At 63.8% G+C, this 25896-nt stretch carries 22 protein-coding genes and 2 pseudogenes; 10 read left to right on the plus strand and 14 right to left on the minus strand.

The window, feature by feature from the left end:
- Positions 1–110: 110 nt before the first annotated feature.
- The 3 genes and pseudogenes from NY023_RS16215 to NY023_RS16225 form a co-directional block, all read right to left on the minus strand.
- The gene (locus NY023_RS16215) at positions 111–1061 is read right to left on the minus strand and encodes an IS110 family transposase (RefSeq protein WP_013970357.1); all 951 of its coding nucleotides are present in this window, start codon (positions 1059–1061) and stop codon (positions 111–113) included.
- 325 nt (positions 1062–1386) lie between these two features.
- A pseudogene (locus NY023_RS16220) lies at positions 1387–2285 on the minus strand (LysR family transcriptional regulator).
- Between the two features lie 41 nt (positions 2286–2326).
- A complete protein-coding gene (locus NY023_RS16225) occupies positions 2327–3301 on the minus strand; it encodes a quinone oxidoreductase family protein (protein ID WP_013972997.1) in 975 nt (324 codons plus the stop codon).
- 452 nt (positions 3302–3753) lie between these two features.
- Between NY023_RS16225 and NY023_RS16230 the strand changes: the two genes are divergently transcribed.
- The gene (locus NY023_RS16230) at positions 3754–4662 is read left to right on the plus strand and encodes a LysR family transcriptional regulator (protein ID WP_013972998.1); all 909 of its coding nucleotides are present in this window, start codon (positions 3754–3756) and stop codon (positions 4660–4662) included.
- Here the strand turns inward: NY023_RS16230 and NY023_RS16235 are convergent.
- Together NY023_RS16235 and NY023_RS16240 are read right to left on the minus strand one after the other, a co-directional pair.
- Positions 4663–5180 (minus strand): annotated as a pseudogene (locus NY023_RS16235) (DMT family transporter). It abuts the gene before it with no gap.
- 456 nt (positions 5181–5636) lie between these two features.
- Positions 5637–6218 (minus strand): hypothetical protein, encoded by a 582-nt coding sequence (locus NY023_RS16240; RefSeq protein WP_013973000.1) that lies wholly within the window; start codon positions 6216–6218, stop codon positions 5637–5639.
- A 228-nt stretch (positions 6219–6446) separates the two neighbouring features.
- On the opposite strand from NY023_RS16240, the gene NY023_RS16245 reads away from it, so the two are divergent.
- Together NY023_RS16245 and NY023_RS16250 are read left to right on the plus strand one after the other, a co-directional pair.
- Entirely contained in the window at positions 6447–8576 is a 2130-nt protein-coding gene (locus NY023_RS16245) for a TonB-dependent receptor (RefSeq protein WP_024087293.1), read from the plus strand.
- Between the two features lie 220 nt (positions 8577–8796).
- Positions 8797–9096, plus strand: coding sequence for a hypothetical protein (locus NY023_RS16250; RefSeq protein ID WP_003260568.1), 300 nt, complete (start codon positions 8797–8799; stop codon positions 9094–9096).
- A 17-nt stretch (positions 9097–9113) separates the two neighbouring features.
- On the opposite strand, the gene NY023_RS16255 is transcribed toward NY023_RS16250, so the two are convergent.
- Both NY023_RS16255 and NY023_RS16260 read right to left on the minus strand, forming a co-directional pair.
- On the minus strand, positions 9114–9926 hold the full coding sequence (locus tag NY023_RS16255) for a class I SAM-dependent methyltransferase (protein WP_044047080.1): 813 nt from the start codon (positions 9924–9926) through the stop codon (positions 9114–9116).
- Between the two features lie 215 nt (positions 9927–10141).
- The gene (locus NY023_RS16260) at positions 10142–12328 is read right to left on the minus strand and encodes an OsmC domain/YcaO domain-containing protein (protein WP_013973003.1); all 2187 of its coding nucleotides are present in this window, start codon (positions 12326–12328) and stop codon (positions 10142–10144) included.
- A 389-nt stretch (positions 12329–12717) separates the two neighbouring features.
- On the opposite strand from NY023_RS16260, the gene NY023_RS16265 reads away from it, so the two are divergent.
- The 4 genes from NY023_RS16265 to NY023_RS16280 all read left to right on the plus strand — a co-directional run bounded on the left by NY023_RS16265 (position 12718) and on the right by NY023_RS16280 (position 17954).
- Positions 12718–13173 (plus strand): (2Fe-2S)-binding protein, encoded by a 456-nt coding sequence (locus tag NY023_RS16265; protein ID WP_003259224.1) that lies wholly within the window; start codon positions 12718–12720, stop codon positions 13171–13173.
- Positions 13173–15422: a xanthine dehydrogenase family protein molybdopterin-binding subunit gene (locus NY023_RS16270; protein WP_013973004.1), complete on the plus strand. Its 2250-nt coding sequence runs from the start codon at positions 13173–13175 to the stop codon at positions 15420–15422. Before NY023_RS16265 ends, NY023_RS16270 begins: the two co-directional genes overlap by 1 nt.
- 17 nt (positions 15423–15439) lie before the next feature.
- Positions 15440–16783: a c-type cytochrome gene (locus NY023_RS16275; protein ID WP_013973005.1), complete on the plus strand. Its 1344-nt coding sequence runs from the start codon at positions 15440–15442 to the stop codon at positions 16781–16783.
- Positions 16784–16934: 151 nt separating this feature from the next.
- Entirely contained in the window at positions 16935–17954 is a 1020-nt protein-coding gene (locus NY023_RS16280; protein ID WP_013973006.1) for an XdhC family protein, read from the plus strand.
- A gap of 21 nt (positions 17955–17975) precedes the next feature.
- On the opposite strand, the gene NY023_RS16285 is transcribed toward NY023_RS16280, so the two are convergent.
- The 4 genes from NY023_RS16285 to NY023_RS16300 form a co-directional block, all read right to left on the minus strand.
- Positions 17976–18764 carry a substrate-binding periplasmic protein gene (locus NY023_RS16285; protein WP_024087296.1) on the minus strand — a complete coding sequence of 263 codons (789 nt, stop codon included), beginning with the start codon at positions 18762–18764 and terminating at the stop codon, positions 17976–17978.
- Positions 18765–18930: 166 nt separating this feature from the next.
- Complete coding sequence (locus NY023_RS16290; RefSeq protein WP_015270713.1) at positions 18931–19572, minus strand: LysE family translocator; 642 nt, start codon at positions 19570–19572, stop codon at positions 18931–18933.
- A gap of 49 nt (positions 19573–19621) precedes the next feature.
- Positions 19622–19822: a DUF1289 domain-containing protein gene (locus NY023_RS16295; protein ID WP_013973009.1), complete on the minus strand. Its 201-nt coding sequence runs from the start codon at positions 19820–19822 to the stop codon at positions 19622–19624.
- A gap of 8 nt (positions 19823–19830) precedes the next feature.
- On the minus strand, positions 19831–20148 hold the full coding sequence (locus NY023_RS16300) for a hypothetical protein (RefSeq protein WP_003259233.1): 318 nt from the start codon (positions 20146–20148) through the stop codon (positions 19831–19833).
- A gap of 316 nt (positions 20149–20464) precedes the next feature.
- Here NY023_RS16300 and NY023_RS16305 point away from each other — a divergent pair, with 316 nt between their 5' ends.
- A complete protein-coding gene (locus tag NY023_RS16305; protein WP_013973010.1) occupies positions 20465–22213 on the plus strand; it encodes a BCCT family transporter in 1749 nt (582 codons plus the stop codon).
- Positions 22214–22278: 65 nt separating this feature from the next.
- Here NY023_RS16305 and NY023_RS16310 read toward each other — a convergent pair whose 3' ends face one another.
- Positions 22279–22758, minus strand: a complete 480-nt coding sequence (locus NY023_RS16310; RefSeq protein WP_003259234.1) for a VOC family protein — start codon at positions 22756–22758, stop codon at positions 22279–22281.
- Between the two features lie 206 nt (positions 22759–22964).
- On the opposite strand from NY023_RS16310, the gene NY023_RS16315 reads away from it, so the two are divergent.
- Positions 22965–23615 carry a TIGR04211 family SH3 domain-containing protein gene (locus NY023_RS16315; RefSeq protein ID WP_013973012.1) on the plus strand — a complete coding sequence of 217 codons (651 nt, stop codon included), beginning with the start codon at positions 22965–22967 and terminating at the stop codon, positions 23613–23615.
- A gap of 123 nt (positions 23616–23738) precedes the next feature.
- On the opposite strand, the gene NY023_RS16320 is transcribed toward NY023_RS16315, so the two are convergent.
- Both NY023_RS16320 and NY023_RS16325 read right to left on the minus strand, forming a co-directional pair.
- Positions 23739–24011, minus strand: a complete 273-nt coding sequence (locus tag NY023_RS16320; RefSeq protein WP_013973013.1) for a hypothetical protein — start codon at positions 24009–24011, stop codon at positions 23739–23741.
- A 106-nt stretch (positions 24012–24117) separates the two neighbouring features.
- On the minus strand, positions 24118–25026 hold the full coding sequence (locus NY023_RS16325) for a LysR family transcriptional regulator (protein WP_013973014.1): 909 nt from the start codon (positions 25024–25026) through the stop codon (positions 24118–24120).
- A 124-nt stretch (positions 25027–25150) separates the two neighbouring features.
- Here NY023_RS16325 and NY023_RS16330 point away from each other — a divergent pair, with 124 nt between their 5' ends.
- Complete coding sequence (locus NY023_RS16330) at positions 25151–25885, plus strand: SDR family NAD(P)-dependent oxidoreductase (RefSeq protein WP_041505881.1); 735 nt, start codon at positions 25151–25153, stop codon at positions 25883–25885.
- Positions 25886–25896 lie beyond the last annotated feature (11 nt).

The following is a 25896-nucleotide window of genomic DNA, read 5'->3' on the forward strand; positions in this document are numbered from 1 at the left end:
CTTTAGAAATTTATTTTCAAGCGTGCCATTCGGGCAGGGCTTCGCTCGATACCGCGTAGCGGTGTCGCTGGCGAAGCCCGCATTTGTAGAAAATCGATCCTCGTTCGTGATCAGGGTGCGGGTACCTGAGGCTTGAGCTCTTTCCACTCCGTTCCGTCACGCAGCATTGCGTTCAGGCGCACCAGCAACACGCGCATGCACGCCACTGCGGCAACTTTTGCGCGCTTGCCTCGGGCTATCAGGGCTTCATAGCGGGTTCTAACTTCTGGGACATGCTGGATCATTGACCAGATCGACATGTAGGCCGCCTTGCGGACTCTGTAACGCCCGCCTTCGATCTTCCTCGGGCCACTCTTCTTGCCGCTGTCTTTGTTGTACGGCGCTAACCCAGCCAAGGCTGCAATTTCGCGCCCCGTCACGCTTCCCAGCTCAGGTAGGTAGGCCATGAAGGTGCCACAACTGATGACGCCAATCCCTTTCACAGACCTTAGCCGCATGGCTGTCGTGCGATCCAGCACGTTCGAGGCACGCTCAATCGCCTTGTCCAAGGCCTTAATCTGATCATTCAGGTAAGCGACATGCTCGGTATAAACGGTAATGGCCGTAGCTGAAGTGGTTTGTTTCATCCGACGCTTGTCATCATCCCGATGCTGGACAAGATTGCCACGGAGTTTGATGAGCTCTCCCAGTTCATCCCGATCTTGATTAGGCTCTATCTGCGGCAAGTCCTCGAAGTCCCTGGCAAACCGCGCCAGCATCTGGGCGTCGATCTTGTCAGTCTTGGCAATTTTGCCCATGGCACTCGCATAGTCCCGACAGCGCCTGGGGTTGACCCTGACGACGTTCAAACCCTCCAGTCGCAAGGCTTTGAATACGGCCCGTTCATAGCCACCGGTGGCTTCCAGCAAGACCCGTTCGACCTCAAGCTCGTTCAGGCATGCGATCAGTTGCGCAAAGCCCTCAGAGTCATTCCTGACCTGGAACTGGGGAATACTTTCAGGAAGAAAGCCCACATCCAGAGTCGCTTTCGAAACGTCGAGACCAACGAAGTAGGAAATCATCGCCAAGCCCTCTTACACTCAAGAAGTGAGAGCACTCTGACTTAGCCCTAGCTTGTGACTGCGAGTTCGCCACTCATTCAACTGTTCGGGCTTAGGTCAGAGTGGGAGGTGGATGGCGACTAGGCTCCCACTCGTGCTTTAGAGCACACCTGGCTTTCAGTCTGCCATCCACTGCTCTCACCCTTTCGAGTTTAAGAGACCTTGAAGACACAAGCGGCTTTAGCCGCGAAGAATCCATCGCGGTGCATGGCACCGGCTATGCCGGTGTTCGCGGCTAAAGCCGCTCCCACAGGGTCCCTGCTAATTCAATTGATTATGTGCAATTCTATAGCCGCCACGGTGCGCCGGCCTCGAAGCGTGCTTCCAGCCACGCCTTGAAAGCCACCAGGGCGGCAGTGTTGAGGCGCGCGGTCGGCCGTACCAGGTAAATGCCTGCCGCCACATCCAGCTGCCATTGCGGCAGCACCCGCACCAAGCGCCCGGCGGCGAGGTCCTCGCCCATCAGCCAGTCCCTCCCGCCAGGATGCCAACGCCACGCCGCGCCGCCTCCAGCAGGGCTTCGTTGTCATTGCTGCGCAGGCTGCCGGCAACCTTGACACTCACCTGCTGCCCGCCACTCATCAGTCGCCATTCGGGGAAGCTTCGCAAACCACTGAAACCCAAGCAGTCATGCCCGGCAAGATCCTCCGGCTGCACGGGTGCGCCATGCCGGGCCAGGTACTCGGGCGACGCACACAGGATGCGCAGGTGATCGCACAGCTTCCTGGCCACCAGGCGGTTGTCAGCCAGCTCGCCAATGCGGATGGCAGCGTCGAAACCCTCGCCGATCAGGTCGACGAAACGATCGGCATACTCGGCCTCCACCATCACCTGCGGGTAGGCCAGCACGAAATCGGCCAGCATCCCGCTCAACCAGCGCCGGCCCATGGCTGCCGGCAATGCCAGGCGCAGGCGCCCACGTACCGTCGCCGCCCCCTCGGCCGCTTCCTGTTCGGCCTCGGCGATCAGCCGGTTGGCCTCGCGCACCTTGGCCACCAGCCGCTCGCCTTCATCGGTAAAGCGCAGTTGCCGCGTGCTGCGCTCCACCAGGCGAATGCCCAGGCGCTTCGACAGCACCGTGGGGTGGCGCTCCAGCTGCCGCCCGGCAGCGGCAAACGAGCCCTGCTCGTGCAGCGCCAGCAAGGTGGCAAGTTCATCGGCGCGGCGGCTGTCGAAGGCATCCATGGCAAGGCTCGGCACAAGGCAGTAGAGGTGGAAGTCGGGTATCAGGCAGTAAGGACCAGCGCGCCCTCCGACTGCCCTTGCTCCAGGTCCCCGTGGGCCCTGGCCGCGTCGGCCAGCGGGTAGGCACGCCAGACCCGAGGCTGGATGATACCCTCGGCGACCGCCGCCAGCACATCGGCGGCGCGCTGCTGGTACTCGTCGACCGTGCGGGTGTGTGCTGCCAGCGAGGGCCGGGTCAGGTACAGCGAGCCCTTGGCGTTGAGCATGGCAACCTCGATGGCCGCCGGCGCGCCGGAGGTGCCGCCGAACGACACCAGCAAGCCACGCACCCGCAGGCTGTCCAGCGAGGCTTGCAGCGACACCTTGCCGACACAGTCATAGGCCACGTCCACGCCCTGGCCCTGGGTCAGCTCGCGGACCTGGCCGGCCAAGGTTGCCGCGTCGAACACCAGCACATGGTGGCAACCTGCTGCCTGCGCCCTTGCCACACTCTGCGGGCGTGATACCACGCCGATCACCGTCGCCCCCAGGTGCCGCGCCCAAGGCGCCATCAGCTGGCCCAAGGCACCGGCGGCACCGTACAACAACACTTGGCTACCCGGGCCCACGGCATAGGTGGTCTTCAGCAGGTACTGCGCCGTGATGCCCTTGAACAGCACGGCGGCAGCGGCCTGGTCATCCAGCTGCGGCGGCAGCTTGATCAGGCGCTCGGCCGGGTACAGGCGGCCGCTGGCGTAACCGCCAACCGGGCCCATGGCATAGGCGACCCGGTCGCCCACCTGCACGTCATGTACCCCTTCGCCGACGGCAGCGACCCGCCCAGCCCCTTCCAGCCCCAGCCCGGAAGGCAAGTCCAGTGGGGCACCGCCCTTGCGCTGCAACAGGTCGAGCGGGTTGACACCCATGGCCGTCTGTTCCAGCCAGACCTGGCCGGGCCCTGGGGCTTGTGCTTGCAAGTGTTCAAGCTGCATGACATCGGCAGTGCCGGTGCTGTTGAGAACGATGCGGGTAGCCATGATCGAATCCTGTTGGATGGGGGTTCGAGGCAGGCTAATCAGGCGAGGAATGTTGAACAATTAGGCAGGATGCAGATGATTTCTGCACCCCTTGCAGCAGTTCGCTCAGTGCCTCAGCACCCGGTCAGCGCTACAGGCCGACGCTCGCCGGCAAAGTACAGCGGACGCAGGCGCACGCCGATCAGGTTGCAGCCATAGGGGCGCCCAGGCGACGCGGCTCGGGTGTTGCGGTTGCGGAAAGACCCATCGGAATACTCGGATAACAGTGAAACGGGTGGGGAATATAACCCCAACGAATGACACGGTCCCTGTAGGAGCGGCCTTGTGTCGCGATGGGCCGCACCGCGGCCCCGACAATGTCAGCCATGATGCCGAAATCCTGGGGCCTCGACAGCCTTGGGCATTTGTTAAGCTGATCAAAACTGCCAGACACAACCAAGACCATTCGCACCATGGATGAACTACGCAAGATCGACCTCAACCTGCTGCTCGCCCTGCACGCCCTGCTGAGCGAAAAGCACGTCACCCGCGCCGCCCTGCGCCTGCACCGCAGCCAACCGGCGGTAAGCCACGCCCTGGCGCAGTTGCGCAAGCACTTCGACGACCCCTTGCTGGTGCGCCAGAACGGCAGCATGACCTTGACCGCCCGCGCCCAATCGCTGGCCAAACCGCTGCACGACGCCCTGGGCAACCTCAACGGCCTGCTGGCCGCCCCACAGTTCGAACCGGCCAAGGCCCAGCGTCGCTTCAGGCTCTCGCTGTCCGACTATTCCTCGCGGATCATCCTGCCACCCCTGCTGCGCCACCTGCGCCAGGTCGCGCCCGGGGTGGACCTGGCCATCAGCCAGGCCAGCCGCGAAACCATGCTGGCCCAGTTGCTCGATGGTGAACTGGACCTGGCCTTGGGCATCTTCCCGGACCTGCCCCAGGCCATCACGGCGCAGCCGCTGTTCACCGACAGCTTCATCAGCGTTGCCGACCGCCAGGTGCTACCGGCCAGCGGCGGCCTGGCCCTGGACGACTGGCTGGCCCGCCCGCATGTGCTGATGGCCATGCACCCGGATGCCTTCGATGAAATCGAACGCGCCCTGGCCGCGCAAGGCCTGCGTCGGCGGATTGCCCTGGCCTTGCCGCATTGGAGTGCGGCGGTCGAGGTGCTGGCCGGCACCGACCTGATCCTCACCGTGGCCAGCCGCGCGGTGGGCTCGCTGCACCAGCACAAGACATTGCGCCAGTTCGAGCCGCCACTGGCGATTCCTTCGTTCGATTACCAGCAAGCCTGGCATAGCCGCAAGGACGACGACCCCGGGCATCGCTGGCTGCGGGAAACCGTGTGGGCGTGCAGCCAGCCGGGGCGCTGATCAGCCTTCCGACTGTTTCTCCACGGCAGTGGCACTGGCCGGCGTGCCTGCTGCCCAGGTGCCCTGCACCAGCAGCACGCCGCAGAGGATCAGCACCACACCTGCCAACCTGGCCAGGTTGAGCGGCTTGCCCCCCAACCCCATCACCCCGAAGTGGTCTGCGACCACCGCCGTGATGATCTGCCCCGCCACCACCAGCACCAGGAACCCCGCCGCCCCAAGCCGGGGGGTGAGCGCAGCAGCACCGGCCACGTACAGCCCCCCAGCACACCACCAACCCACAGCCACCAGGGCCCCTGCAAGGCCTTGCTCATGTCCGGCGCCGGTACCCTGAGGATCAGCAGCGCGAAAATCACTACCAGCGAACTTACCGTCAATGACGTGAACGCGCCCCATAACCAATGCCCCAGAGCCCGGCCGACGGCGGCATTACCCGCAGCCTGGAACGGCAGCACGGCACCGGCAAGCAACGCCAGGGCAAAGGGAAGCACCAGAAGGCACAAGGTCTTGCTGAACATGGCAGTCCTCATTCGTGACAGATGTTCAGGCGATGATCGGGAAATTCCCTTCATCCATGGAAATCGAAAGTGTGCACGTACTTTATTCACCACATGGATACACGATCACGCAGCCCATTACCGGCAAGCCAGCGCCCATAGGTACCGCGCAGTCCTGAAGCCTGAGCCGTACCTATGAGAGCAACTGTCTTGCTCAAATTCTAAAAGTTGGCGCGATCTCTGTGGGAGCGGCTTTAGCCGCGAGAATCCAACGCGGTGCATGGCACCGGCTGCGCCGGTGTTCGCGGCTAAAGCCGCTCCCACAAAGTCCCTGCTAATTCAATGAGTTATGTGCAGTTCTATGGGAGCTGGCTTGCCGGCGATGGGCCGCACAGCGGCCCCAATCGATTAGCTGAAAGGGCATCAATGCAAGGCGATCCCATAGGCGGGCAACCCACAGCCTGCCCCAATGAATGGTCAGCGCGAGGTTTCGACGCGCAGCACTTCGGTGTAGATCGCGTCGACCGTCTGGCCGACCTTGAGGTTCTTCATGCGTGCCTGCAGGTCAGGGTTCTCGACCTTGACCACCTGCAGCTTGCCCTCCGGCGGCAACAGGCTCACTTCATGCGTCTTGAGGTCGATCTTCTTGATCTGCGAGGTCACCCTGACCTGGCGGAACGCCTCGCCGCCCGGGTTGGGGTTGTCTGCGGTGGCGCGAATGGTACCGGACTCTTCAGTCGCCTTCGGTGCACCGCCCACCTCGGGATTCAGCACATAGGCCACTGCACGGGTCACGTAGATGTCGACTTGGTCACCCACCTTGAGGTTGGGCAGCGCCTTGGCCTTTTCAGTGAGCTGGAAGGTCACATCCTTCTTGGCGTCAGGGCCTTTCACCGTGACCTGTCGGTTAGCCAGGTCGATGGCCGTGACCTGCGTGGTGACGTGGCTTTCCAGCGCCTCGCTACCAATGGGAATACCGGCAGCCTGCACCGTGAAGCTGAAGGCAGACGCCAGGGTGGCAACGGCAATGGCACGAGCGAGAGAGCGAATTGGATTCATAGGCCTGCTTCCATGTAATCGAGACCGGGTAGGGACGTGAAATGTTCACGCGCCAACAAGCATAGCCCTTGCCTGACACATTGCCGGCCCTTCCCCCTCACGACGCGTTTTGTCGCTTTTTCTGCCAGCTGCATTCTTGCAATAGCAAATACGAACTCTTTACACTTGCTTTACATTTGCAAATCATTACTATTCGTGACCTTCAAATACAACAAAGAGTCACCTGTAATGGCAAAAAAGTCTGTTGTCCCAGCATCCATTTCCGTGCTGGGCATTCTGGTTGTACCTGCTGTTCACGCGGTCCAATCTGAATCGCAGGGTTCCCTCGCCTTGCCCGCCACTGCGGTCACCAGCGCCTACGAGCAGCAAAGCTACAAGGCCAGCGAAAGCCGCAGCGCCATGAAGATCGACGCCCCGCTGCGCGACATCCCGCAAACCGTCAACGTCGTGCCCGAAAGCGTGATCAAGGACCAGGGTGCGCAGTCTATGGAAGACGTGCTGAAGAACGTGCCCGGCGTCGGCCTGTCCAACGGCGACGGCCAGCGTGACCAGGTGACCATTCGCGGCTTCAGCGCCATTGGCGACATGTACATCGACGGCGTGCGCGACGACGCGCTGTACTTCCGCGACCTGTCCAACATCGAGCGGGTCGAGGTGATCAAGGGCCCTGCCGCCGTGCTGTATGGCCGCGGCTCTTCGGGCGGCCTGATCAACAGCATCAGCAAGAAGCCGAGCTTCACGCCCAAGCGCGAAGTCGGCATGAGCTTCGACAGCGAAGGCAAGCGCCGCACCCAGTTCGACACCGGCTGGGCCGACCCGCAAAGCAACCAGGCCTACCGCGTGACCGGCGCCTTCGAAGACAGCGACACCTTCCGCGACGATGGCTATATCGACCGCAAGGCCATCGCGCCATCGGCCTACTTCCGCCTCTCCGACGACCTGGAACTGAACCTGGGCGCCACCTACCTGTACGACAAGCGCCTGATCGACTTCGGCATCCCGGCGCTGGGCAACCGCCCGGTAGATGTGGACCGCGACAAGCGCTTCGGCTCCGGCGATGCCGACCAGGACTACGCCCGCAGCGAAGTGTTCTCGCTGACTGCCAGCCTGGACTACCGCATCAACGACGACTTCACCCTGACCAACACCAGCCGGTACTACCGCTACGACCTGGACCGCAACAACACCTTGGCCGACAGCAGCCCGACGCGCTTCGTCACCGCGCCTGACGGCGAACTGCTGGTCAAGCTCAACCGTGGCAACGTCGCCCGCGACGAGTACGGCATGTTCAACCAGACCGAACTCAAGCAACAGGCGCAGCTTGCCGGCATGCAGCACAACCTGCTGTATGGCGTGGAAGTGGGCTTCCAGGACAAGCACCAGCGGGTGCTGAGCCAGAACAACGTGGCCCAGGTGCCGGTGTACCGCGACGCCCTGGTGCCGGTGCCGGAGCACGCCGCCAACCTGTCGTCCAAGGGCACCAACTTCCAGCAGACCGCCGGCCTGTATGTGCAGGACATGATCGAGCTGAACGAGCACTGGAAGGCCCTGGTCGGTGTGCGTTATGACATCTTCGGCCAGGAGTACGACGACGACCGCGCGCAGAACGTCGACCTCGACCGTACCGACAAGACCTGGAGCCCACGTGCCGGCCTGGTGTACCAGCCGGATAACATCCAGTCCTACTATGTGTCGGTCAGCCGCAGTTACCAGCCTTCGGGCGAAGTGTTCGCGGTCAGCCCGACCAACCAGCATCTGGAGCCGGAAGAAACCACCAACTACGAAATCGGCGCCAAGTGGGACCTGCTCGACAGCCGCCTGTCGGTGACCGCAGCGGTATTCCGCCTCGAGCGCACCAACATGAAGACCGCCGACCCGGCCAACCCCAACCTGACTGTGCTGGCCGGCGAACAGCGCACCGACGGTTTCGAAGCCACCGTCAGCGGGCAGCTCACGGACAAGTGGCAGATCTACGCCGGCTACGCCTACCTGGATGCCGAGATCACCAAGTCCAACAGCAAGACCAATGGCGTGGCCAACGAAGGCCAGACTCCTACCCTGACGCCGCGTAACAGCGCCAACGTCTGGCTGGTGCGCACGCTGACCCCGGAATGGCGCGTGGCCGCCGGCGCCAACTACGTCGACGAGCGCTACACCGCACTCGACAACGTGGTGGTGATGCCGGGCTACACCACCTTCGACGCCGCGCTGCTGTACAGCGTGCCGCAGTGGGATGCCGCGCTGCGCCTCAAGAACGTGTTCGACCGCGACTACTATGCCTCCGCGCACGGTTCGGTTGACCTGATCACCCCGGGTGCACCGCGCACGCTGGAAGCCAGCTTCAACTACCGGTTCTGATCGTTGCCCCAGGCGCAAGGCCTTGCCATGGTTCGAGGCCTTGCGCTGCTTCTGATACAACGCAAGCGTTCACCGCTTCGCTTGAATGCAATATCCTGTGCAGTGTATGGCACCGGCCTTGCCAGTGTTCGCGGCGCTTCGACGCCTCGGTAAACCCACTCCCACAGGGGCAGCACCTTGCTTGCGATCGCAGAGTCCTGCGCCTCGGTAAGGAGAGCATATGAGCAGTAAACCGATTCGCCCCTCCACCTCCTGGGCGCTGACCACCCTGCTCGCCTTCAGCCTGGCACTCACCGCCGGTTGCTCCAGCAAAGCCAGCAAGGCCAGGTACGCGACACCGGCAACGGGCTCCAACTGCTTCGCCAAGGCCGTGCCCACCACCGGCGAAGGCGGTCTCGCGTGGGGCAATACGCTGAGCATTGCCCGGCAGAAATCGCTGAACAACTGCGTGCGTTATGCAAGCCGGTCAGGAGGCACACCGAAGACTTGCCAGGTGGTGATGGCCAAGTGCAAGAACTGAGCGCTTGGCCCGTGGGCTCAACCTCGAATGATCACCACTTCAAGGTACTCACTCGGCACCACCAACGACGACGCGCCGCCCACATTGCTTTCATTCAGCAACTGGGTCAGATCCCGCTCCAGCGCCCCGGCCGCTTCCGGCTCCAGCGAGGCAAACGCTTTGTGCACCGGCCCGTACCAGGTGCGAAACACCTCGATGAAATGCGCCGCCGAGCGATAGCGGAAGTTGAAGTGCTGGCGGCTGACCTTCAATTCGCCCAGCGCCCCCTCGAACATCACGCGCAACTGTTCTTCATCACCCCAGCGTGAAGGCGGCAGAGCCCCGGCTGGTGGCGGTACATGCCGCCCGAGGGTCTTGAACATTTGCCCGACGAACCCTTGCGGGGTCCAGTTGGCCAGACCGATCCGGCCACCGGGCCGGCACACCCGGCTCAGTTCGCGTGCGGCCTGAGCCTGGTCGGGGGCGAACATCACGCCGAAAGTGGACAGCACGGCATCGAAGGTGCCATCGGCAAACGGCAGCGCTTCGGCATCGGCGACCTGGAACACCACATTGAGGTGCTCGGCCCGCGCGCGTTCTTCACCGCGCTTGAGCAGCTCGGGCACATAGTCGGTGGAGGTGACACGGCAGCCGAGCCGGGCAGCAGCCAGGGTGGCATTGCCGTTGCCGGCGGCGACATCCAGCACCTGTTCGTCCCAGCGCAGGTCACAGGCTTCGGCCAGGCGCTCGCCAACCAGTTGCAGGGTGGTGCCGATTACCGCGTAGTCGCCACTTGCCCACGCGGCTTGCTGACGGGCTTTGAGGGCATTGGTATCCAAAGGGGTGCTCATGGTCTGCGCCTTCTTGTTGTGCGCGGCCGAGGTCCTTCTGGCGGTCAACGCGCCATGGATCGAGGGGATGGGAGCAAAACGCTACGCGCCTGGCAGGCGAAGCGGCAAGACAGATTGGGGATAGCGTTTATTTGAAACCGATATATGAAGGCGATCGACGTCGCTGTAGGAGCGGCCTTGTGTCGCGATGGGCCGCAAGGCCGCTCCTACAGGAGTCAGGCGAACTTGGCCCGGGCCGCGTGCAGCTTCTTGTAGCTTTCGATCAGGCGCAGGTGGCGATCGAGGCCTTCGAGCTTCATGCTGGTCGGGGTCAGGCCATGGAAGCGCACGCTGCCGTCCACCGAACCCAGCACCGCGTCCATGCGCGGGTTACCGAACATGCGGCGGAAGTTGGCTTCGTAATCGTCCATTTCCAGTTCGTCGTCCAGCAGCACTTCCAGCACCACGTTCAGCGCCTGGTAGAACAGGCCGCGCTCGACGGTGTTGTCATTGAACTGCAGGAACGCCTCCACCAATTCCTTGGCATCCTCGAAGCGCTGTACCGCCAGGCAGATCAGCAGCTTCAACTCGAGAATGGTCAGCTGGCCCCACACCGTGTTCTCGTCGAACTCCACGCCGATCAGCGTGGTGATGGTGGTGTAGTCATCCACATCGCAGTTGTCCAGGCGCTTGAGCAGCAGCTTGAGGGAACGGTTGTCCAGGCTGTGCAGGTTGAGGATGTCGGCGCGGAACGACAAGGCGCGGTTGGTGTTGTCCCAGATCAGGTCCTCGACCGGGTAGATCTCCGAGTAACCCGGCACCAGGATGCGGCAGGCGGTGGCGCCAAGGTTGTCGTACACCGCCATGTACACTTCCTTACCCAGGTCCTCGAGGATACCGAACAGGGTCGCGGCCTCCTGCACGTTGGAATCCTCGCCGTGGCCGGAAAAGTCCCACTCGACGAACTCGAAGTCGGCCTTGGCACTGAAGAAGCGCCACGACACCACACCGCTGGAGTCGATGAAGTGCTCGACGAAGTTGTTCGGCTCGGTCAGCGCGTGGCTTTCGAAGGTCGGTTGCGGCAGGTCATTCAAGCCTTCGAAGCTGCGGCCCTGCAGCAGTTCGGTGAGGCTGCGCTCCAGCGCCACTTCCAAGCTCGGGTGGGCGCCGAACGAAGCGAATACGCCGCCGGTGCGCGGGTTCATCAAGGTCACGCACATCACCGGGAACTCACCGCCCAGCGACGCATCCTTGACCAGCACCGGGAAGCCCTGCTCTTCCAGGCCCTGGATGCCGGCGACGATGGCCGGGTACTTGGCCAGTACCTCCTGCGGCACATCCGGCAGGCACAGCTCGCCTTCGAGGATTTCGCGCTTCACGGCGCGCTCGAAGATTTCCGACAGGCACTGCACCTGCGCCTCGGCCAGGGTGTTGCCGGCGCTCATGCCGTTGCTGAGGAACAGGTTCTCGATCAGGTTGGACGGGAAGTACACCACCTGCTGGTCGGACTGGCGCACGAACGGCAACGAGCAGATGCCGCGCGCGGTGTTGCCCGAGTTGGTGTCGTACAGGTGCGAGCCACGCAGCTCGCCGTCCGGGTTGTAGATTGCCAGGCAGTGCTCGTCGAGGATCTCAGCCGGCAGCGCATCGCGCGGGCCGGGTTTGAACCACTGCTCGTTCGGGTAGTGCACGAACGGCGCGTTGGCCAGGTCCTCGCCCCAGAACTGGTCGTTATAGAAGAAGTTGCAGTTCAGCCGCTCGATGAACTCACCCAGCGCCGAGGCCAGCGCGGCCTCCTTGGTCGCGCCCTTGCCATTGGTGAAGCACATCGGCGACTGGGCGTCGCGCACATGCAGCGACCACACGTTAGGCACGATGTTGCGCCACGAGGCGATCTCGATCTTCATCCCCAGCCCGGCGAGGATGCCCGACATGTTGGCGATGGTCTGTTCCAGCGGCAGGTCCTTGCCGGGGATGTAGGTGCTGGTGTCCGCCACCGGCATCAGCAAGCCCTGGGCATCGGCATCGAGGTTGTCGACCACTTCGATCACGAACTCGGGGCCGGTCTGCACCACCTTCTTCACCGTGCAGCGGTCGATCGAGCGCAGGATGCCCTGGCGGTCCTTCTCGGAAATGTCCTCGGGCAGCTCGACCTGGATCTTGAAGACCTGGTTGTAGCGGTTTTCCGGGTCGACGATGTTGTTCTGCGACAGGCGAATGTTTTCGGTGGGAATGTCGCGGGTCTGGCAGTACAGCTTGACGAAGTAAGCCGCGCACAAGGCCGAAGACGCCAGGAAATAGTCGAACGGCCCCGGGGCCGAGCCATCACCCTTGTAGCGGATCGGTTGGTCGGCGATCACCGTGAAGTCGTCGAACTTGGCTTCGAGACGGAGATTGTCGAGAAAATTGACCTTGATTTCCATGCGGGATTACCGTGATTTAAACGTGCAAAACGAAATTGGCCGACATTATCCGGGTTTTCGTTGCGGAAGTCCTCCTCACCTCCAAATGCGCTTTCTTGTAGGAGCGGCCTTGTGTCGCGATGGGCCGCAAAGCGGCCCCTTACAATACTGCATGCTGCCAAGATCCTGGGGCCGCTGCGCGCCCCATCGCGACACAAGGCCGCTCCTACAGGCGATAGCGCACATCGCCGCTTGCGCATTTCACCGAATTGCTTGCCTGATCCTCTGAACCTGCCCCCGTCAGCAGACCGGCGGTCACCCCGCTGTGCTAGCGTTTCTGCACTGGGGAGCACCGTATTCCCCGATCACAAGAAACCAAGCGACAGCAACCGTTGACGGGCAGGTGAACCATGGAACTACGCATCAACCAGAAGACCTACCAGGTCGAGGCAGACGCCGACACGCCCCTGCTATGGGTGATCCGCGATGACCTGGGGCTGACCGGCACCAAGTATGGCTGCGGCCTGGCCCAGTGCGGCGCCTGTTCGGTGCTGGTGGACGGCAACGTGGTGCGCGCCTGCGTCACCCCGGTGGCCGGTGTGGTCGGGCGCGAGGTGACCACCATCGAGGCGATCGAGGCCGATGCCGTCGGCAAACGGGTGGTCGCGGCCTGGGTCGAGCACCAGGTGGCCCAGTGCGGCTACTGCCAGTCCGGCCAGGTAATGGCCGCCACGGCTCTGCTCAAGCACACGCCCAAGCCCAGTGACGCACAGATCGAGGCAGCCATGGTCAACCTGTGCCGCTGCGGCACCTACAACGCCATCCATGCTGCCGTGCATGAGCTGGCCCAAGGGGAGAAGGCCTGATGAACACACCAGTCGATTCCCCCGCCGAACTGCTCAAGCTGCAACTGGGCGAAACCGTCAACCTGTCGCGTCGGCGCTTTCTTGCCGGCACGGCTGTCGGTGCCCTGGTGCTGGGTTTCGGCCTGCCCATGGGCTCGGCCCGCGTGCAGGCAGCTGCCGCAGCAACCCCGGAGCGCGGCACCCAGGTGCCGGCGTTTCTGGAGATCCGCCCGGACGGCAAAGTGCGCCTGCTCAGCCCGTTCATGGAAGGTGGCCAAGGCCCCTTCACCGCCATGGCGCAGATCGTTGGTGAAGAGCTGGACGTCGACCCGGCCAATTTCGTGGTCGACAGCGCGCCGCCCGGCGAAGCCTATGTAGTGATGGAAAACGGTATGCGCATCACCGGCGGCAGCATGTCGGTGCGCATGAGCTACCCGACCATGCGCCGCCTGGGCGCCCTCGCCCGGGCCATGCTGCTGCAGGCGGGTGCCGAGCAGCTGGGCGTGCCGGTCGAAGAACTCTCCACCACGCCGGGTCACGTGGTACATACCACGACTGGCCGCTCCATCCCCTACGGAGAACTGGCCGGGCGGGCCATGGACCTGCCGGTGCCGGACCCGGCCAGCGTCAAGCTGCGCGACCCCAGCCAGTTTCGCTGGATCGGCAAGCCGGTACGTCGCCTGGATGCCTACGACAAGTCCACCGGCAAGGCGGTGTACAGCATCGACATCAAGGTCGACGGCATGCTCCACGCTGCCGTGCAGCACGCGCCACGCCTGGGCATGACCGTCGGCAGCCTGCGCAACGAAGACCAGGTCAAGGCCATGAAGGGCGTGCATTCGGTGCATCAGCTGCCGGGCGCCGTGGCCGTGGTAGCCGAACGCTGGTGGCATGCCAAGCGCGCGGTCGAGGCCATCCAGGTTGACTGGAAGGAGCCTGCGGCTGACAGCCCGGTACGGCCGATGCCGGCCGACTTCTCCAGCGATGGCTGGCGCGAGCACCTGGCCACGGTCACGGGCCCGGCGCGCGACGACGAAAACCAGGGCGACGTGGCCGGCATGCTGGCCAGTGCCAAGACCCGGGTCGAGGCAACCTACCATAACCAGTACCTCAACCACGCCCAGCTGGAGCCGCCGTCGGCACTGGCGCGCTTCAACCCGGACGGCACCCTGGAGGTATGGCTGCCCAACCAGGCGCCGGACATGTTCCGTGACGACATTGCCAAGCGCACCGGCCTGGCCCCGGCACAGATCACCCTGCATTCGCCGTTGCTGGGCGGTTTCTTTGGCCGCCACTTCCTGTACGACTCGGCCAACCCCTACCCACAGGCCATTGCCTTGGCCAAGGCGGTCGGCCGGCCGGTGAAACTCATTTGGAGCCGCGAGGAAGAATTCCTCCGCGATGTGCTGCGCCCGGTCGCCGTGGTGAAATTCCGTGCCGGGCTGGATGCCGACGGCCTGCCGGTGGCCCTCGAAGCCGTGAGCGCCACCGAAGGCCCGACCGAGGCCCTCGCAGGCAAGCAAGGCGAAAAGCTCGACCCGACCGCGCTCGAAGGCCTGTCGGGCAAGTCCTACGCCATCGCCAACAAGCGTATCGCGCAGATCTACGTGAAAGGCCCGGCCATGCTCGGCTACTGGCGCTCGGTGGGCAACTCGCTGAATGACTTCTTCTATGAGTCGTTCCTCGACGAACTGGCCGACAAAGGCGGCAAGGACCCGTTCGAACTGCGCCTGCACCTGCTGCGCGACAACCCGCGCCTGACCAACCTGCTGCAGGCCGTCGCCGAGCTTTCCGGCGGCTGGAAGCGCGGGCCGTTCACCGCCGAGGACGGCAGCAAGCGGGCGCGTGGCGTGGCCATGGCCTCGCCGTTCGGCTCGGAGGCAGCGGTCATTGCCGAGGTATCGATCGAGAACGGCCAGGTCAAAGTGCACGACATCTGGCAGGCCATCGACCCGGGCAGCATCGTCAACCCGGCGATCATCGAGCATCAGGTCAACGGCGCCGTCGCCCTGGGCCTGTCGCAGACACTGCTGGAAGAAGCGGTGTACGTGGATGGCAAGCCGCGCGCGCGCAACTACGACCTGTACCCGATCCTGCCGCCGTCGCGCATGGCCAGGGTGCATGTGCGCATTGTCGAAAGCGGGGCGAAGATGGGCGGCATCGGCGAGCCACCGTTGCCCGCGGTGGCACCGGCGGTAGCCAACGCAGTCGCGCAGCTGACCGGCCAGCGCGTGCGCAGCCTGCCATTGAGCCGCCATACCTTCAGCTGAGCACACAAGGACGCCCCATGACCCATCGTTTCGCAAGAACCGCTGGCTGGCTGGCGCTGCCGTGCCTGGTCGCGGCAGGCCTGCTGGCCTGGTACGTCACCCGCGAGCCCGCCTCGCCATTCGCCGATGCGCAGGCCACCACTGCCGACCCGGCGCTGGTCAGCCGTGGCGAGTACGTGGCCCGCCTCAGCGACTGCGTGGCCTGCCACAGCCTGCCGGACGGCAAACCGTTCGCCGGCGGGCTGGAAATGGCCACCCCGCTGGGGGCGATCCACGCCACCAACATCACCCCCGACCGCGACACCGGCATCGGTGGCTACAGCCTGGCCGACTTCGACCGTGCCGTGCGCCAGGGCGTCGCACCCGGTGGCCGGCGGCTGTACCCGGCCATGCCCTACCCGTCCTACGCCAAGCTCAGCGATGACGATGTAAAGGCGCTGTACGCCTTCTTCATGCACGGCGTGCAACCGGTGCAACAGGCCAACCTGGCCAGCGACATTCCCTGGCCGCTGAACCTGCGTTGGCCCATCGCCTTGTGGAACGGCGTGTTCGCCGCCACCACGCCCTACACCAACCAGGCCGGGCAGGATGCCCAGTGGAACCGCGGCGCCTACATCGTCCAGGGCCCTGGCCACTGTGGCAGCTGCCATACGCCGCGCGGCCTGGCCTTCAACGAAAAGGCCCTGGATGACAGCGGCAAGCCGTTCCTCGCTGGTGCCCTGCTCGATGGCTGGTATGCACCGAGCTTGCGTGCCGACCCCAACACCGGGCTGGGGCGCTGGAGCGAAGCCGAGATCGCGCAGTTCCTCAAGACCGGGCGCAACCGGCATGCGGTGGTATTCGGCTCGATGACCGAGGCCTTCAACAACTCCACGCAGTTCATGAGTGACGACGACCTGGCCGCCATCGCCCGCTACCTGAAGTCGCTGCCCGGCGACCCGCAACGCGACGGTGCGCCGTGGCAATACCAGGCCGAAACGACGGCGGCGCGGCTCGACAGCCCTGGGGCGCATACCTATGTAACCCGCTGTGCGTCGTGCCACGGCCTGGACGGCAAGGGCCAGCCCGAATGGATGCCGCCTTTGGCCGGCGCTACTTCAGCACTGGCCAAGGAAGACGCCTCGGCGATCAACATCACCCTCAATGGTTCGCAGCGGGTGGTGACGGCCGGGTTGCCCGATGCCTATCGCATGCCGGCCTTCCGTGAGCAACTGAGTGACCAGGAAATTGCTGATGTGCTGGGTTTCGTGCGCAGTGCCTGGGGGAACAATGGTGGCGCGGTGAATGCGCAGGCGGTGGGCAAGTTGCGTGGGCATACCGACCCGGCCAGCAGTAGCCCGATCATTTTGCATATGCGATGAATTTGGTGGCTGTACCGGCCTCTTCGCGGGTGAACCCGCTCCCACAGGATTTGCACCACCCCTAAGACCTGTGCAATACCTGTGGGAGCGGGTTCACCCGCGAAGAGGCCGGTACAGCCACCCTTGAACACCAGGCTTTACCGGAGTACCCATGGAAAGCATCGACCTGCTGGTCCTGCGCACCACCCGTGACTGGCTCGCCGCCGGCCACCGCACCCTGCTCGCCACGGTCGCCCGCACCTGGGGCTCCTCCCCCCGCCCGGTCGGCTCGATGATGGCCCTGCGCAGCGACGGCCGTGTGGTTGGCAGTGTCTCTGGCGGCTGCATCGAGGACGACCTCATTCACCGCTACACCAGCGCCTACGGCGGCCCCGGCATGCCCGGCGGCCTGCCCCAGGTGGTGCGCTATGGCGTCAGCGCCGACGAGGCCCACCGCTTCGGCCTGCCCTGTGGCGGCACCCTCGAACTGGTGCTGGAATTCTCCCCGTCGCTGCCACACCTCGAACAATTGCTCGCCGGCCTCGACGGCGGCAACCTGGTACGGCGTGGGCTCGACCTGCACAGCGGCAAAGCCAGCCTCAGCGCCACCACCACGCCCGAACTGTTCAGCTTCGATGGCCGGCACATGCTCAGCACTCTGGGCCCCGGCTACCGCCTGCTGCTGATCGGTGCCGGCGCGCTGGCCGAATACCTGGCGACCATGGCCCTGTTCAATGGCTTCAGCGTTTCACTGTGCGACCCGCGCCCCGAGTACACAGCAGGCTGGAACGTTGCCGGCGTCAACCACCTTGCCGGCATGCCGGACGACGTCGTCCGCGCCTTCGCCCCGGACCTGCGCAGCGCCATCGTCGCTGTCAGCCACGACCCCAAGCTGGACGACCTGGCCCTGCTCGAAGCGTTGCACAGCCCGGCGTTTTATATCGGTGCCATCGGCTCACGGCGCAACAGCCAGCTGCGCCGCGAGCGGCTGATCGAACACTTTGGCGAAAGCGAAGCGTCGTTGCAGCGCCTGCACGGCCCTATCGGCATTTATATCGGTAGCAAGACCCCAGCCGAGATTGCCGTCAGCGTCATGGCCGAGATCCTAGCGGCGAAGAACGATGTCACCCTGCCCAGCGCAGTCAGCGTGATCCGGGCCAAGGAAGCCGAGCAGTTGGCCCGAGCCCTGTAGGAGCGCATGCCAGGCTGCTATTTATTGCCAACGCTCCAGGTTTTGCTGCACCAGTTGCTCCGGCAACGCCCCGGCAACGATCTTTTCCATCTCCCTTGTCAGTGCCTCACGCAGCTTCGGCTGATTGCAGGGCGAGTCATGCGAAAGCGCCAGGTACAGCCCTTCGCTGGATACCGGTGGTTCCAGCACCTGTAAATTGTCGGCAATCCCCAAGGTGCGTGCCAGCGCCAAGCCGGGATACTGCTCGTACACCACGTAATCGCTGCGCTTGTGCATCAACTTCTCGAATGCCTGCCTGGCACCGGGTACCGCTTCGAGGGTGAGGTTGGTTCTGGCGTAGTCGTCGAACTGCTGGCCGTGGCTGTTGTTGACCAGCGTGCCGCCTTTGCGGCCCTTCAGGTCGGCCCATTGCTGGTAGGCAAAGGTATTGTCCTGGCGCACCCAGATAACACTTGGGGTATACAGGAATGCCGGGGTAATGAAGTCCATCTGCTGCTGACGGGTCTTGGTCAGGAAGTACCCGGCCATCAGGTCGATCCGGCCCGTGCGCACTTCTTCCTGGGCGCGCGACCACGGCCCGCCGTAGACCACCTCGATTTCCAGCCCCAGTTGTTTGCCCAGGTACTTGAGCAGGTCGGCATTGGCACCGATCAGTTGCTGGGGGTTTTGCGGGTCGCGCCACAGGTAGGGGGGGTATTCCGGGTTGCCGGTGGCAGTCAGCCGCCGGCATTCCTCATGCGCTACCGCCGCCAGCGGCAGCAGCAGGCACGGCAACAGCAACAAGGCGTGGCGAAAGCAGCGCTCGATCATCGACAACCCTCGGCACATGTGACATCCGCAGACCCGGAGCGGTGGCCAATGGTTGCCACGTCCTGTGGTCGACTGCAGCACCCATCTGTGCGTGCTGCAGACAGTCTGGACCATGTATGGCCATCAGGTTGGCCTTTTATCGGCCAGATGGAGCGCCCCTCGTACTTCAGGCCCCCTGCCGGCGCATCGCCAGGATTGCCGCGCCAAAACCGATAAAGGTAGTGCCCACCACCCGGCTCACCCAGCGCGACAGGGACGGCCGGGTCAGCACGCCCTTGGCCCGCGCCGCCAGTGCGGCATACAGGCTCAGCGAAACCAGCGACAACGCTACGAATATCCCGGTCAGGATCAGGAACTGCGGCAACAGCGCCGCCCCCTGGTCGATGAACTGCGGGAACAGCGCGGTGAAGAACATGGTCGCCTTGGGGTTGGTCACTGCCGTGAGGAAGGCCGACTTGTATAGCTTCAGCGGCGTGGGCCGAACCTTGGCCACACCCTCTGCGTCGCCCTGCGCCAGCATCGGGCTCTTTTTCAGCAATTGCCGCGCGCCCAAATAGAACAGGTAGCCCGCCCCCAGGATCTTCACGGCGTTGAACAGCATTTCGGAACTGGCCAGCAGCGCGCCCAGCCCCAGCATGGCGGCTGCCGACAGGCAGAACAGGCCCGAGCCATTGCCCAGCGACGACCAGATCGCGCTGCGCTGGCCATGGGCAAGGCTGTTGTTGATGGCCATCAGGGTGGCAGGGCCGGGGCTGGCGATCGCGATGGCAGCGACCAGGGTAAAGGCAAACAGCGAGTGAGAATCCATTTTCAGGCTCGTCAGACAATCAGGAAAATTGCGCACAGGGTGCGCAGGTTCAGTCGCCATTCTGCCGCTTGGCCGCCTTCTTGGCGATAGCCTTCATCCGCGTTGCCGCCCGCTGCACGGTGGCCATCTTCTCGGGGCGCTTCATGCTCCGCCATTTGCGAATTTCGTCACGGCTGCGCCCGCAGCTCACGCACAGCTCGCTATTGAGCTGGCACAGCGAGACGCAGGGGTTGTCGATGTCTTTGGCCATGCCGCCACTCAGCCGGGCATTTCAGCCTGCGCGCGCTCGGCGGCAGCGTGGAACACCTGGCGTACTTCTTCGGCCTTGACCTTGGTGACCGACCTGGCAGCCAGCAGCTCGTCGACCACGCGCAAGCCCTGTTCCAGGGCGGTGGCCAGTTGCTCGCGGTCGGAGGCGTCAGCGATATCACCCAGATAAGGAGCGATGAGATACACGTAACGGTCCTGCAGCTTGAGCGCTTCCAGCGCGTCGAGGGCTTTCTGGAACCGATCGGCAGCGGCAGGGCTCATGCTCAATTTATCGAAATGAATCAGGCTCACACGGTCAGTGGCCATCTGGACGAATCTCCGTTTCCTGGTACGGCCAGGCCCACAAGCGGCAGCGCTTCTACGATGCCCGGATGTGCAGGCCTGGGTAATGCCCACAGGGTACCAGAACCCGAGGCAGAAAGGGCCATCGCCCCCAGAACTAAAAGTATTTGGCAGGTCGCGTAATGGACGCCCCGGGGCGTTATCGGGACAGGAGCCGCCGTTTAGTGCGCAGGATAATCCCGCCAGCAATCTCCCCGCCGAGGCAGTCATCGAACTCGGTAGCCCACACAAAACTACAAGCCTGCACCAGCCGGTAAGCCAGAAAGGGGCCTCATCATTCATGGCAAAGGAACACATCACCGAAACGCTCGACCTTGGCGTGACGGATCCCTCGAAAACCGCGGAAGCACGCCAGGACCGGCGTTTCGAGGGCAAGCTCGACTGGATCGTCTTTGGTTTCACCAGCTTCCTGGCCATCGCTTTCGTCCTCTGGGGCTTCCTCAACCAGGCAAGCCTCGCCAGCAGCGCCTCCAGCGCGCAATCCTGGGTCATTCTCAACTTCGGCTGGTTCTTTGTGCTTACCTCCACGCTGTTCGTGGTGTTCGTGCTGTGGTTGGCGGCCAGCCGTTACGGCCGGGTCCCGCTGGGCCGTGATGGCGAACAGCCAGAATTCCGTACGGTGTCGTGGGTGGCGATGATGTTCAGCGCCGGCATGGGCATTGGCCTGATGTTCTTCGGCGTTGCCGAACCGCTGTCGCACTATGTATCGCCACCACCAGGGACGGCCACCGGGCAGTCCAGCGAAGCGATGCAGGTGGCCATGGCCACGACGTTGTTCCACTGGACCTTGCACCCCTGGGCCATGTACGCCATCGTCGGCCTGGTGATTGCCTATGGCACCTTCCGCCGCGGCCGCTCGCAGCTGATTTCCGCCGCCTTCCGGCCGTTGATCGGCAAGCATGCCAACGGCCCGCTCGGCCGCCTGATCGACATGATGGCGATCTTCGCCACGCTGTTCGGCTCGGCGGCCTCGCTGGGCCTGGGCGCGCTGCAGATTGCCGGTGGCCTGGAATACAACGGCTGGATCGAAAGCCCCGGCAAGCTGTTCTACATCTCGATCATCACCCTGCTGACCATTGCCTTCGTTACCTCGGCGGTGTCGGGCATCGGCAAGGGCATCCAGTGGCTGTCCAACACCAACATGGTGCTGGCGCTGGTGCTGGCGGTGTTCGTGTTCATGGTTGGCCCGACCCTGCTGATGCTCAACCTGCTGCCAACCTCGATCGGCATCTACGTCAAGATGCTGCCGGAAATGATGGCCCGTACCAACGCCAGCGGCGGTGAACAGATGAACAACTGGCTGGCCGGCTGGACCGTGTTCTACTGGGCCTGGTGGATTTCCTGGACGCCGTTCGTGGGCATGTTCATCGCCCGCATCAGCCGCGGCCGCACCATCCGCCAGTTCGTTACCGGGGTGCTGCTGGTACCGAGCCTGGTCAGCCTGGTGTGGTTCACCATCTTTGGCGGCGCGGGTATCGACGCCCTGCGTGAAGGCGCCTTCCAGCTGGCCAATGGTGCAGTCAACAGCAACCACGCGCTGTACCAGTTGCTGGACAGCTACCCGCTGGCCTCGGCGACATCAGTGCTGGTGATGGTTCTGGTGGGTATCTTCTTCGTCTCCGGTGCCGACGCAGCCTCGCTGGTGATGGGCACGCTGTCGGAACACGGCACCACCACGCCATCGCGCCGTACGGTGATCTTCTGGGGCGCGCTGACCGGTACGGTGGCGGCGATCATGCTGGCAATCGGCGACCCGCGCGACCCCGGCGAGGCACTGACCGGCCTGCAGAACCTGACCATCGTCGTGGCCCTGCCGTTCGTGGTGGTGATGGTGCTGCTGTGCCTGGCGCTGTACCGCGACCTGCGCAAGGACCCGATGATGCTGCGCCACCTGCGCGGCAACGAACTGATCGAGAAGGCAGTGCTGTATGGCGCGGTGAAGCATGGCGAAGAGTTCTACATCGTGGTGCAGGAGAAGAAGGCTTCGACCAAGCCGGCGTCGGCAGAGGCCGAAGTGACCGGCAACTGACCTGGCAACTTTGTGGAATCGGGGCTGCTGCGCAGCCCCCGATCAAGATGCCTTCACTGCCGTGATCAGCCCTTCAACGCCGCCTCTATCCTGGCCACATCGATCTTGCCCATCTGCATCATGGCATCAAACGCCCGCTTGGCCGCCGCCCGGTCGGGGTGGCCGATGGCTTCGATGAGGATGCGCGGGGTGATCTGCCACGAAATCCCCCATTTATCCTTGCACCAGCCGCAGACACTGGCCTCCCCGCCGTTGCCGACAATGGCATCCCACAAGCGGTCGGTCTCGGCCTGGTCCTCGGTGCTGACCTGGAATGAAAACGCCTCGCAATGCGTGAAGGCCTTGCCTCCGTTGAGCCCCACGCAGGGAATACCCATGACGCTGAACTCCACGGTAATCACGTCACCCTGTTTCCCGGATGGATAATCAGCAGGTGCCTGATGCACCGCTATCACTGCCGTGTCAGGGAAGACGCTGGCGTAAAAGTTCGCGGCCTCCTCGGCGTCGTTGTCGTACCAGAGGCAAATTGTGTTCTTGGCTGTCATGGTCTTGTTCCAAGAAAGGGTGTGAGCCTTTGAGTCTAGTCTCACAGTCGCCGGTTGAAGTCCTGCAACATCCTGCAGACATTTCCGACATCAGGTAGTGAACCTGCTGACAAAAAAACGGTCTTTCGCTGACGGTCAACCCACCGACCGGTTCATCGGCCCAGTCACCGGGCCTACTTTTTGTCCTGTTTCAGCGAAGACCCAACATGCCCGATTCCCGCCCAACTGCTTCCGCCCTCACTGCCCTGCGCGGCGGCCTGATCGCCACCCTGGTGGCCCTTGCCGCACCGGTGCACGCCGAAGAGCCTGCCAGCGATGCACGCTGGGTCAGCGACAGCCTGAGCACCTATGTGCGCAGCGGCCCCACCGATGGCCACCGCATTGTCGGTACGCTCAAGTCCGGGCAGAAGCTGACCCTGATCGGCAGCCAGGGCAACTACAGCCAGGTGCGCGGGCAGAACGGCGATGTGGTGTGGATTCTCAGCAACGACCTGCAGTCGGTGCCAGGCCAGGGCGAGCGCCTGCCGCAGCTCGATGCCCAGGTCGCGGACCTGACCGGGCAGTTGAAGAACATCGACGACAGCTGGAAGAACCGCGTGCAGGGCATGCAGGAAACCCTCGATTCACGCAAGAAGCTGATCGACGAACTGGAAGCGCGCAACCAGGCGCTGAATGAACAGCTCGACCAGAGCCAGTCGCAGCTGCGCGATACCCAGGCCCGCCTGGGAGACGAGAACAAGCAGGTGATGATGCGCTACATGGTGTATGGCGGCAGCATTGCCGGCGCGGGCTTGCTGGCGGGGCTGATCCTGCCGTCGCTGACCCGTGGGCGCAGGAAGAACGATCGCTGGTTCTGAAGACGGCGCCAGCCTGCGCTGGCCTCTTCGCGGGTAAACCCGCTCCCACAGTAACCACGCTGGCCTTGAGCCTGTTGGAGATACTGTAGGAGCGGGTTTACCCGCGAAGAGGCCAGCAAGGGCTTACTTGCTACGTGCCTTGTTGTAGATAGTCTTGGCTTGGTCCGCCGAGGCCTGACACTGAGTCATATCGCCCTTGCTCTGAGCATCCTTGGCATTTTGCAAGTGGACTTTGAAGTCATGGGCCATGCCGCCATGCATTGCCTGGCCACTGGCCTTTTCGAAATCCTCAAGCTCCTTGATCTTGGCCGCACAGTTGCTCGCCGGGTCTGCGTGTGCGGCAAAACTGAGGACCGAGGCAATCACCAGCAAAGGTATGCATTTAGTGGATTTCATGGAGCGTTCTCCTGGAAAACCTGAAGGGTCGTCGAGATGACACTGGCTCGACGCAGCAAACAGCATAGTCGGCCATACGCCCCGGCGCCTCGGCTCAGCCCGGGGGCTATGCCCCCTCGGCAAACAGGAAATCGATGAACACCCGCACCCGCAGCGGCATGTGCCGGGCCTGGGGGTAGATCAGCATGAACGGCCGCGAAGTGCCGCCAAACTCGGCGAGCACTTCCACCAGTTCGCCACTGGCCAGTGCGTCCTGCACGGTAAAGCGGTAAGCCTGCATCAGCCCGCCGCCGTGGCGCACCAGCGTGGCGGTGGCGAGGAAGTCGCCCAGGCAGGTGAACCCACCCTGGGTTTCGATCTCCACCTGCTGGCCATCCTGAAGGAAGCTCCACGGCGGGCGGCGGCCACTGCTGGGCAGTTCGAACTGGATGCACTCATGTTGCAGCAAGTCGTGCGGTGTTCGTGGCGTGCCGGCACGGGCCAGGTAGCCCGGCGTGGCCACCACCACCAGTTCGGCATCTTCCAGGCGACGCGCCACCAGCCGCGAATCGGCCGGCTCGCGGCCACGAATGGCCAGGTCGAACGGTTCCTCGGCAAAGTCGACGTTGCGGTTGCTGACATGCACATCCACCTGCACCTTGGGGTAGCGCTGGCGAAACCGCGGCAGCAGCGGCAACAGCCGGTGATGAGCATAGGGCGTGGGTGCACTGATACGCAGCCGACCGCTCGGCTCGACCTGCCCGCCCGTGACCTGGCGCTCGGCCTCCACCAACTGCCCCAGTGCCTGCCGGCATTGCTGGTAATAGGCCTGGCCGGCTGAGGACAGGCGCATCTGCCGGGTGGTGCGAACGAACAGACGCACACCCAGGCGCTCTTCCAGGCGCGCCACGCTGCGGCTGACCGCCGCCGGGGTAACGCCGGCTTCCGTGGCCGCAGCGGTGAAGCTGCCGCTGTCGGCTGCCAGGCAGAACAGTTCCAGGCTGCCCAGTTGCAGGTCATCGAAATGGCGGGTCATGTCGGCTCGATTGATTACATGGTGTATCGATTGAAATGCCAAGCGCCTCATTTTTCAAGTTCTGATTGCAACCTACAGTGGCTTCACACCGAGCCCATGGCTCACTTCACTGGAGATCATGCACATGAACACGCCACGCACCGTCATTATTACCGGGGCCTCGAGCGGCCTGGGTTTCGCCCTGGCCGAGGCCTTCCTCAAACGCGGCGACAACGTGGTCGGCAACGCCCGCAGCCAGGCCCGCCTTGAGCAAGCCGCCGCCCGCCTCGGCAACCCATCGCGCTTCATCGGCGTGGCTGGCGACATCGCCGAGCCGGGCACGGCCCAGCGCCTGTTCGCCAGCGCCGAGCAAGCCTTTGGCGGGGTCGACATGCTGATCAACAACGCCGGCATCTTCATTGCCAAGCCGTTTGCCGAGTACAGCGAAGCGGATGTCGACGCCCTGGTCGGCACCAACCTCAAGGGCTTCTTCTACCCGGCCCAGGAAGCGGCGCGGATCATGACCAGGCAAGGGCATGGGCAGATCATCGCCATCACCGCCTCCATTGCCTTGCAACCGGACACCCGCGTGCCGGCCCTGCTGCCGGTACTGGTCAAGGGTGGCCTGAACCAGGCGGTGAAAGGCCTGGCGCTGGAACTGGCAGCCAGCGGCGTGCAGGTGAATGCGGTGGCACCGGGGATCATCGATACACCGCTGCATGGCGGCAACACACAAGGCATGGGCGCGCTGTCACCCAGTGGCCGCACCGGCTTGCCACAGGATGTCGTGGATGCAGTGTTATACCTGGCCGACTCACGCTTCGTCAGCGGCGTTATCCTGCCGGTGGATGGCGGTAGCACCGCTGGCACCTGGCATTAACAGAGGAGCGA

Source organism: Pseudomonas sp. NBB (genome assembly GCF_032701105.1).
Classification (GTDB): Bacteria; Pseudomonadota; Gammaproteobacteria; order Pseudomonadales; family Pseudomonadaceae; genus Aquipseudomonas; species Aquipseudomonas asiatica.

Coding starts and splice junctions, on each gene's coding strand:
- NY023_RS16215 (WP_013970357.1), bottom strand. CDS start 1,061: ATGATTTCCTACTTCGTTGGTCTCGACGTTTCGAAAGCGACTCTGGAT.
- NY023_RS16225 (WP_013972997.1), bottom strand. CDS start 3,301: ATGGCTACCCGCATCGTTCTCAACAGCACCGGCACTGCCGATGTCATG.
- NY023_RS16230 (WP_013972998.1), top strand. CDS start 3,754: ATGGATGAACTACGCAAGATCGACCTCAACCTGCTGCTCGCCCTGCAC.
- NY023_RS16240 (WP_013973000.1), bottom strand. CDS start 6,218: ATGAATCCAATTCGCTCTCTCGCTCGTGCCATTGCCGTTGCCACCCTG.
- NY023_RS16245 (WP_024087293.1), top strand. CDS start 6,447: ATGGCAAAAAAGTCTGTTGTCCCAGCATCCATTTCCGTGCTGGGCATT.
- NY023_RS16250 (WP_003260568.1), top strand. CDS start 8,797: ATGAGCAGTAAACCGATTCGCCCCTCCACCTCCTGGGCGCTGACCACC.
- NY023_RS16255 (WP_044047080.1), bottom strand. CDS start 9,926: ATGAGCACCCCTTTGGATACCAATGCCCTCAAAGCCCGTCAGCAAGCC.
- NY023_RS16260 (WP_013973003.1), bottom strand. CDS start 12,328: ATGGAAATCAAGGTCAATTTTCTCGACAATCTCCGTCTCGAAGCCAAG.
- NY023_RS16265 (WP_003259224.1), top strand. CDS start 12,718: ATGGAACTACGCATCAACCAGAAGACCTACCAGGTCGAGGCAGACGCC.
- NY023_RS16270 (WP_013973004.1), top strand. CDS start 13,173: ATGAACACACCAGTCGATTCCCCCGCCGAACTGCTCAAGCTGCAACTG.
- NY023_RS16275 (WP_013973005.1), top strand. CDS start 15,440: ATGACCCATCGTTTCGCAAGAACCGCTGGCTGGCTGGCGCTGCCGTGC.
- NY023_RS16280 (WP_013973006.1), top strand. CDS start 16,935: ATGGAAAGCATCGACCTGCTGGTCCTGCGCACCACCCGTGACTGGCTC.
- NY023_RS16285 (WP_024087296.1), bottom strand. CDS start 18,764: ATGATCGAGCGCTGCTTTCGCCACGCCTTGTTGCTGTTGCCGTGCCTG.
- NY023_RS16290 (WP_015270713.1), bottom strand. CDS start 19,572: ATGGATTCTCACTCGCTGTTTGCCTTTACCCTGGTCGCTGCCATCGCG.
- NY023_RS16295 (WP_013973009.1), bottom strand. CDS start 19,822: ATGGCCAAAGACATCGACAACCCCTGCGTCTCGCTGTGCCAGCTCAAT.
- NY023_RS16300 (WP_003259233.1), bottom strand. CDS start 20,148: ATGGCCACTGACCGTGTGAGCCTGATTCATTTCGATAAATTGAGCATG.
- NY023_RS16305 (WP_013973010.1), top strand. CDS start 20,465: ATGGCAAAGGAACACATCACCGAAACGCTCGACCTTGGCGTGACGGAT.
- NY023_RS16310 (WP_003259234.1), bottom strand. CDS start 22,758: ATGACAGCCAAGAACACAATTTGCCTCTGGTACGACAACGACGCCGAG.
- NY023_RS16315 (WP_013973012.1), top strand. CDS start 22,965: ATGCCCGATTCCCGCCCAACTGCTTCCGCCCTCACTGCCCTGCGCGGC.
- NY023_RS16320 (WP_013973013.1), bottom strand. CDS start 24,011: ATGAAATCCACTAAATGCATACCTTTGCTGGTGATTGCCTCGGTCCTC.
- NY023_RS16325 (WP_013973014.1), bottom strand. CDS start 25,026: ATGACCCGCCATTTCGATGACCTGCAACTGGGCAGCCTGGAACTGTTC.
- NY023_RS16330 (WP_041505881.1), top strand. CDS start 25,151: ATGAACACGCCACGCACCGTCATTATTACCGGGGCCTCGAGCGGCCTG.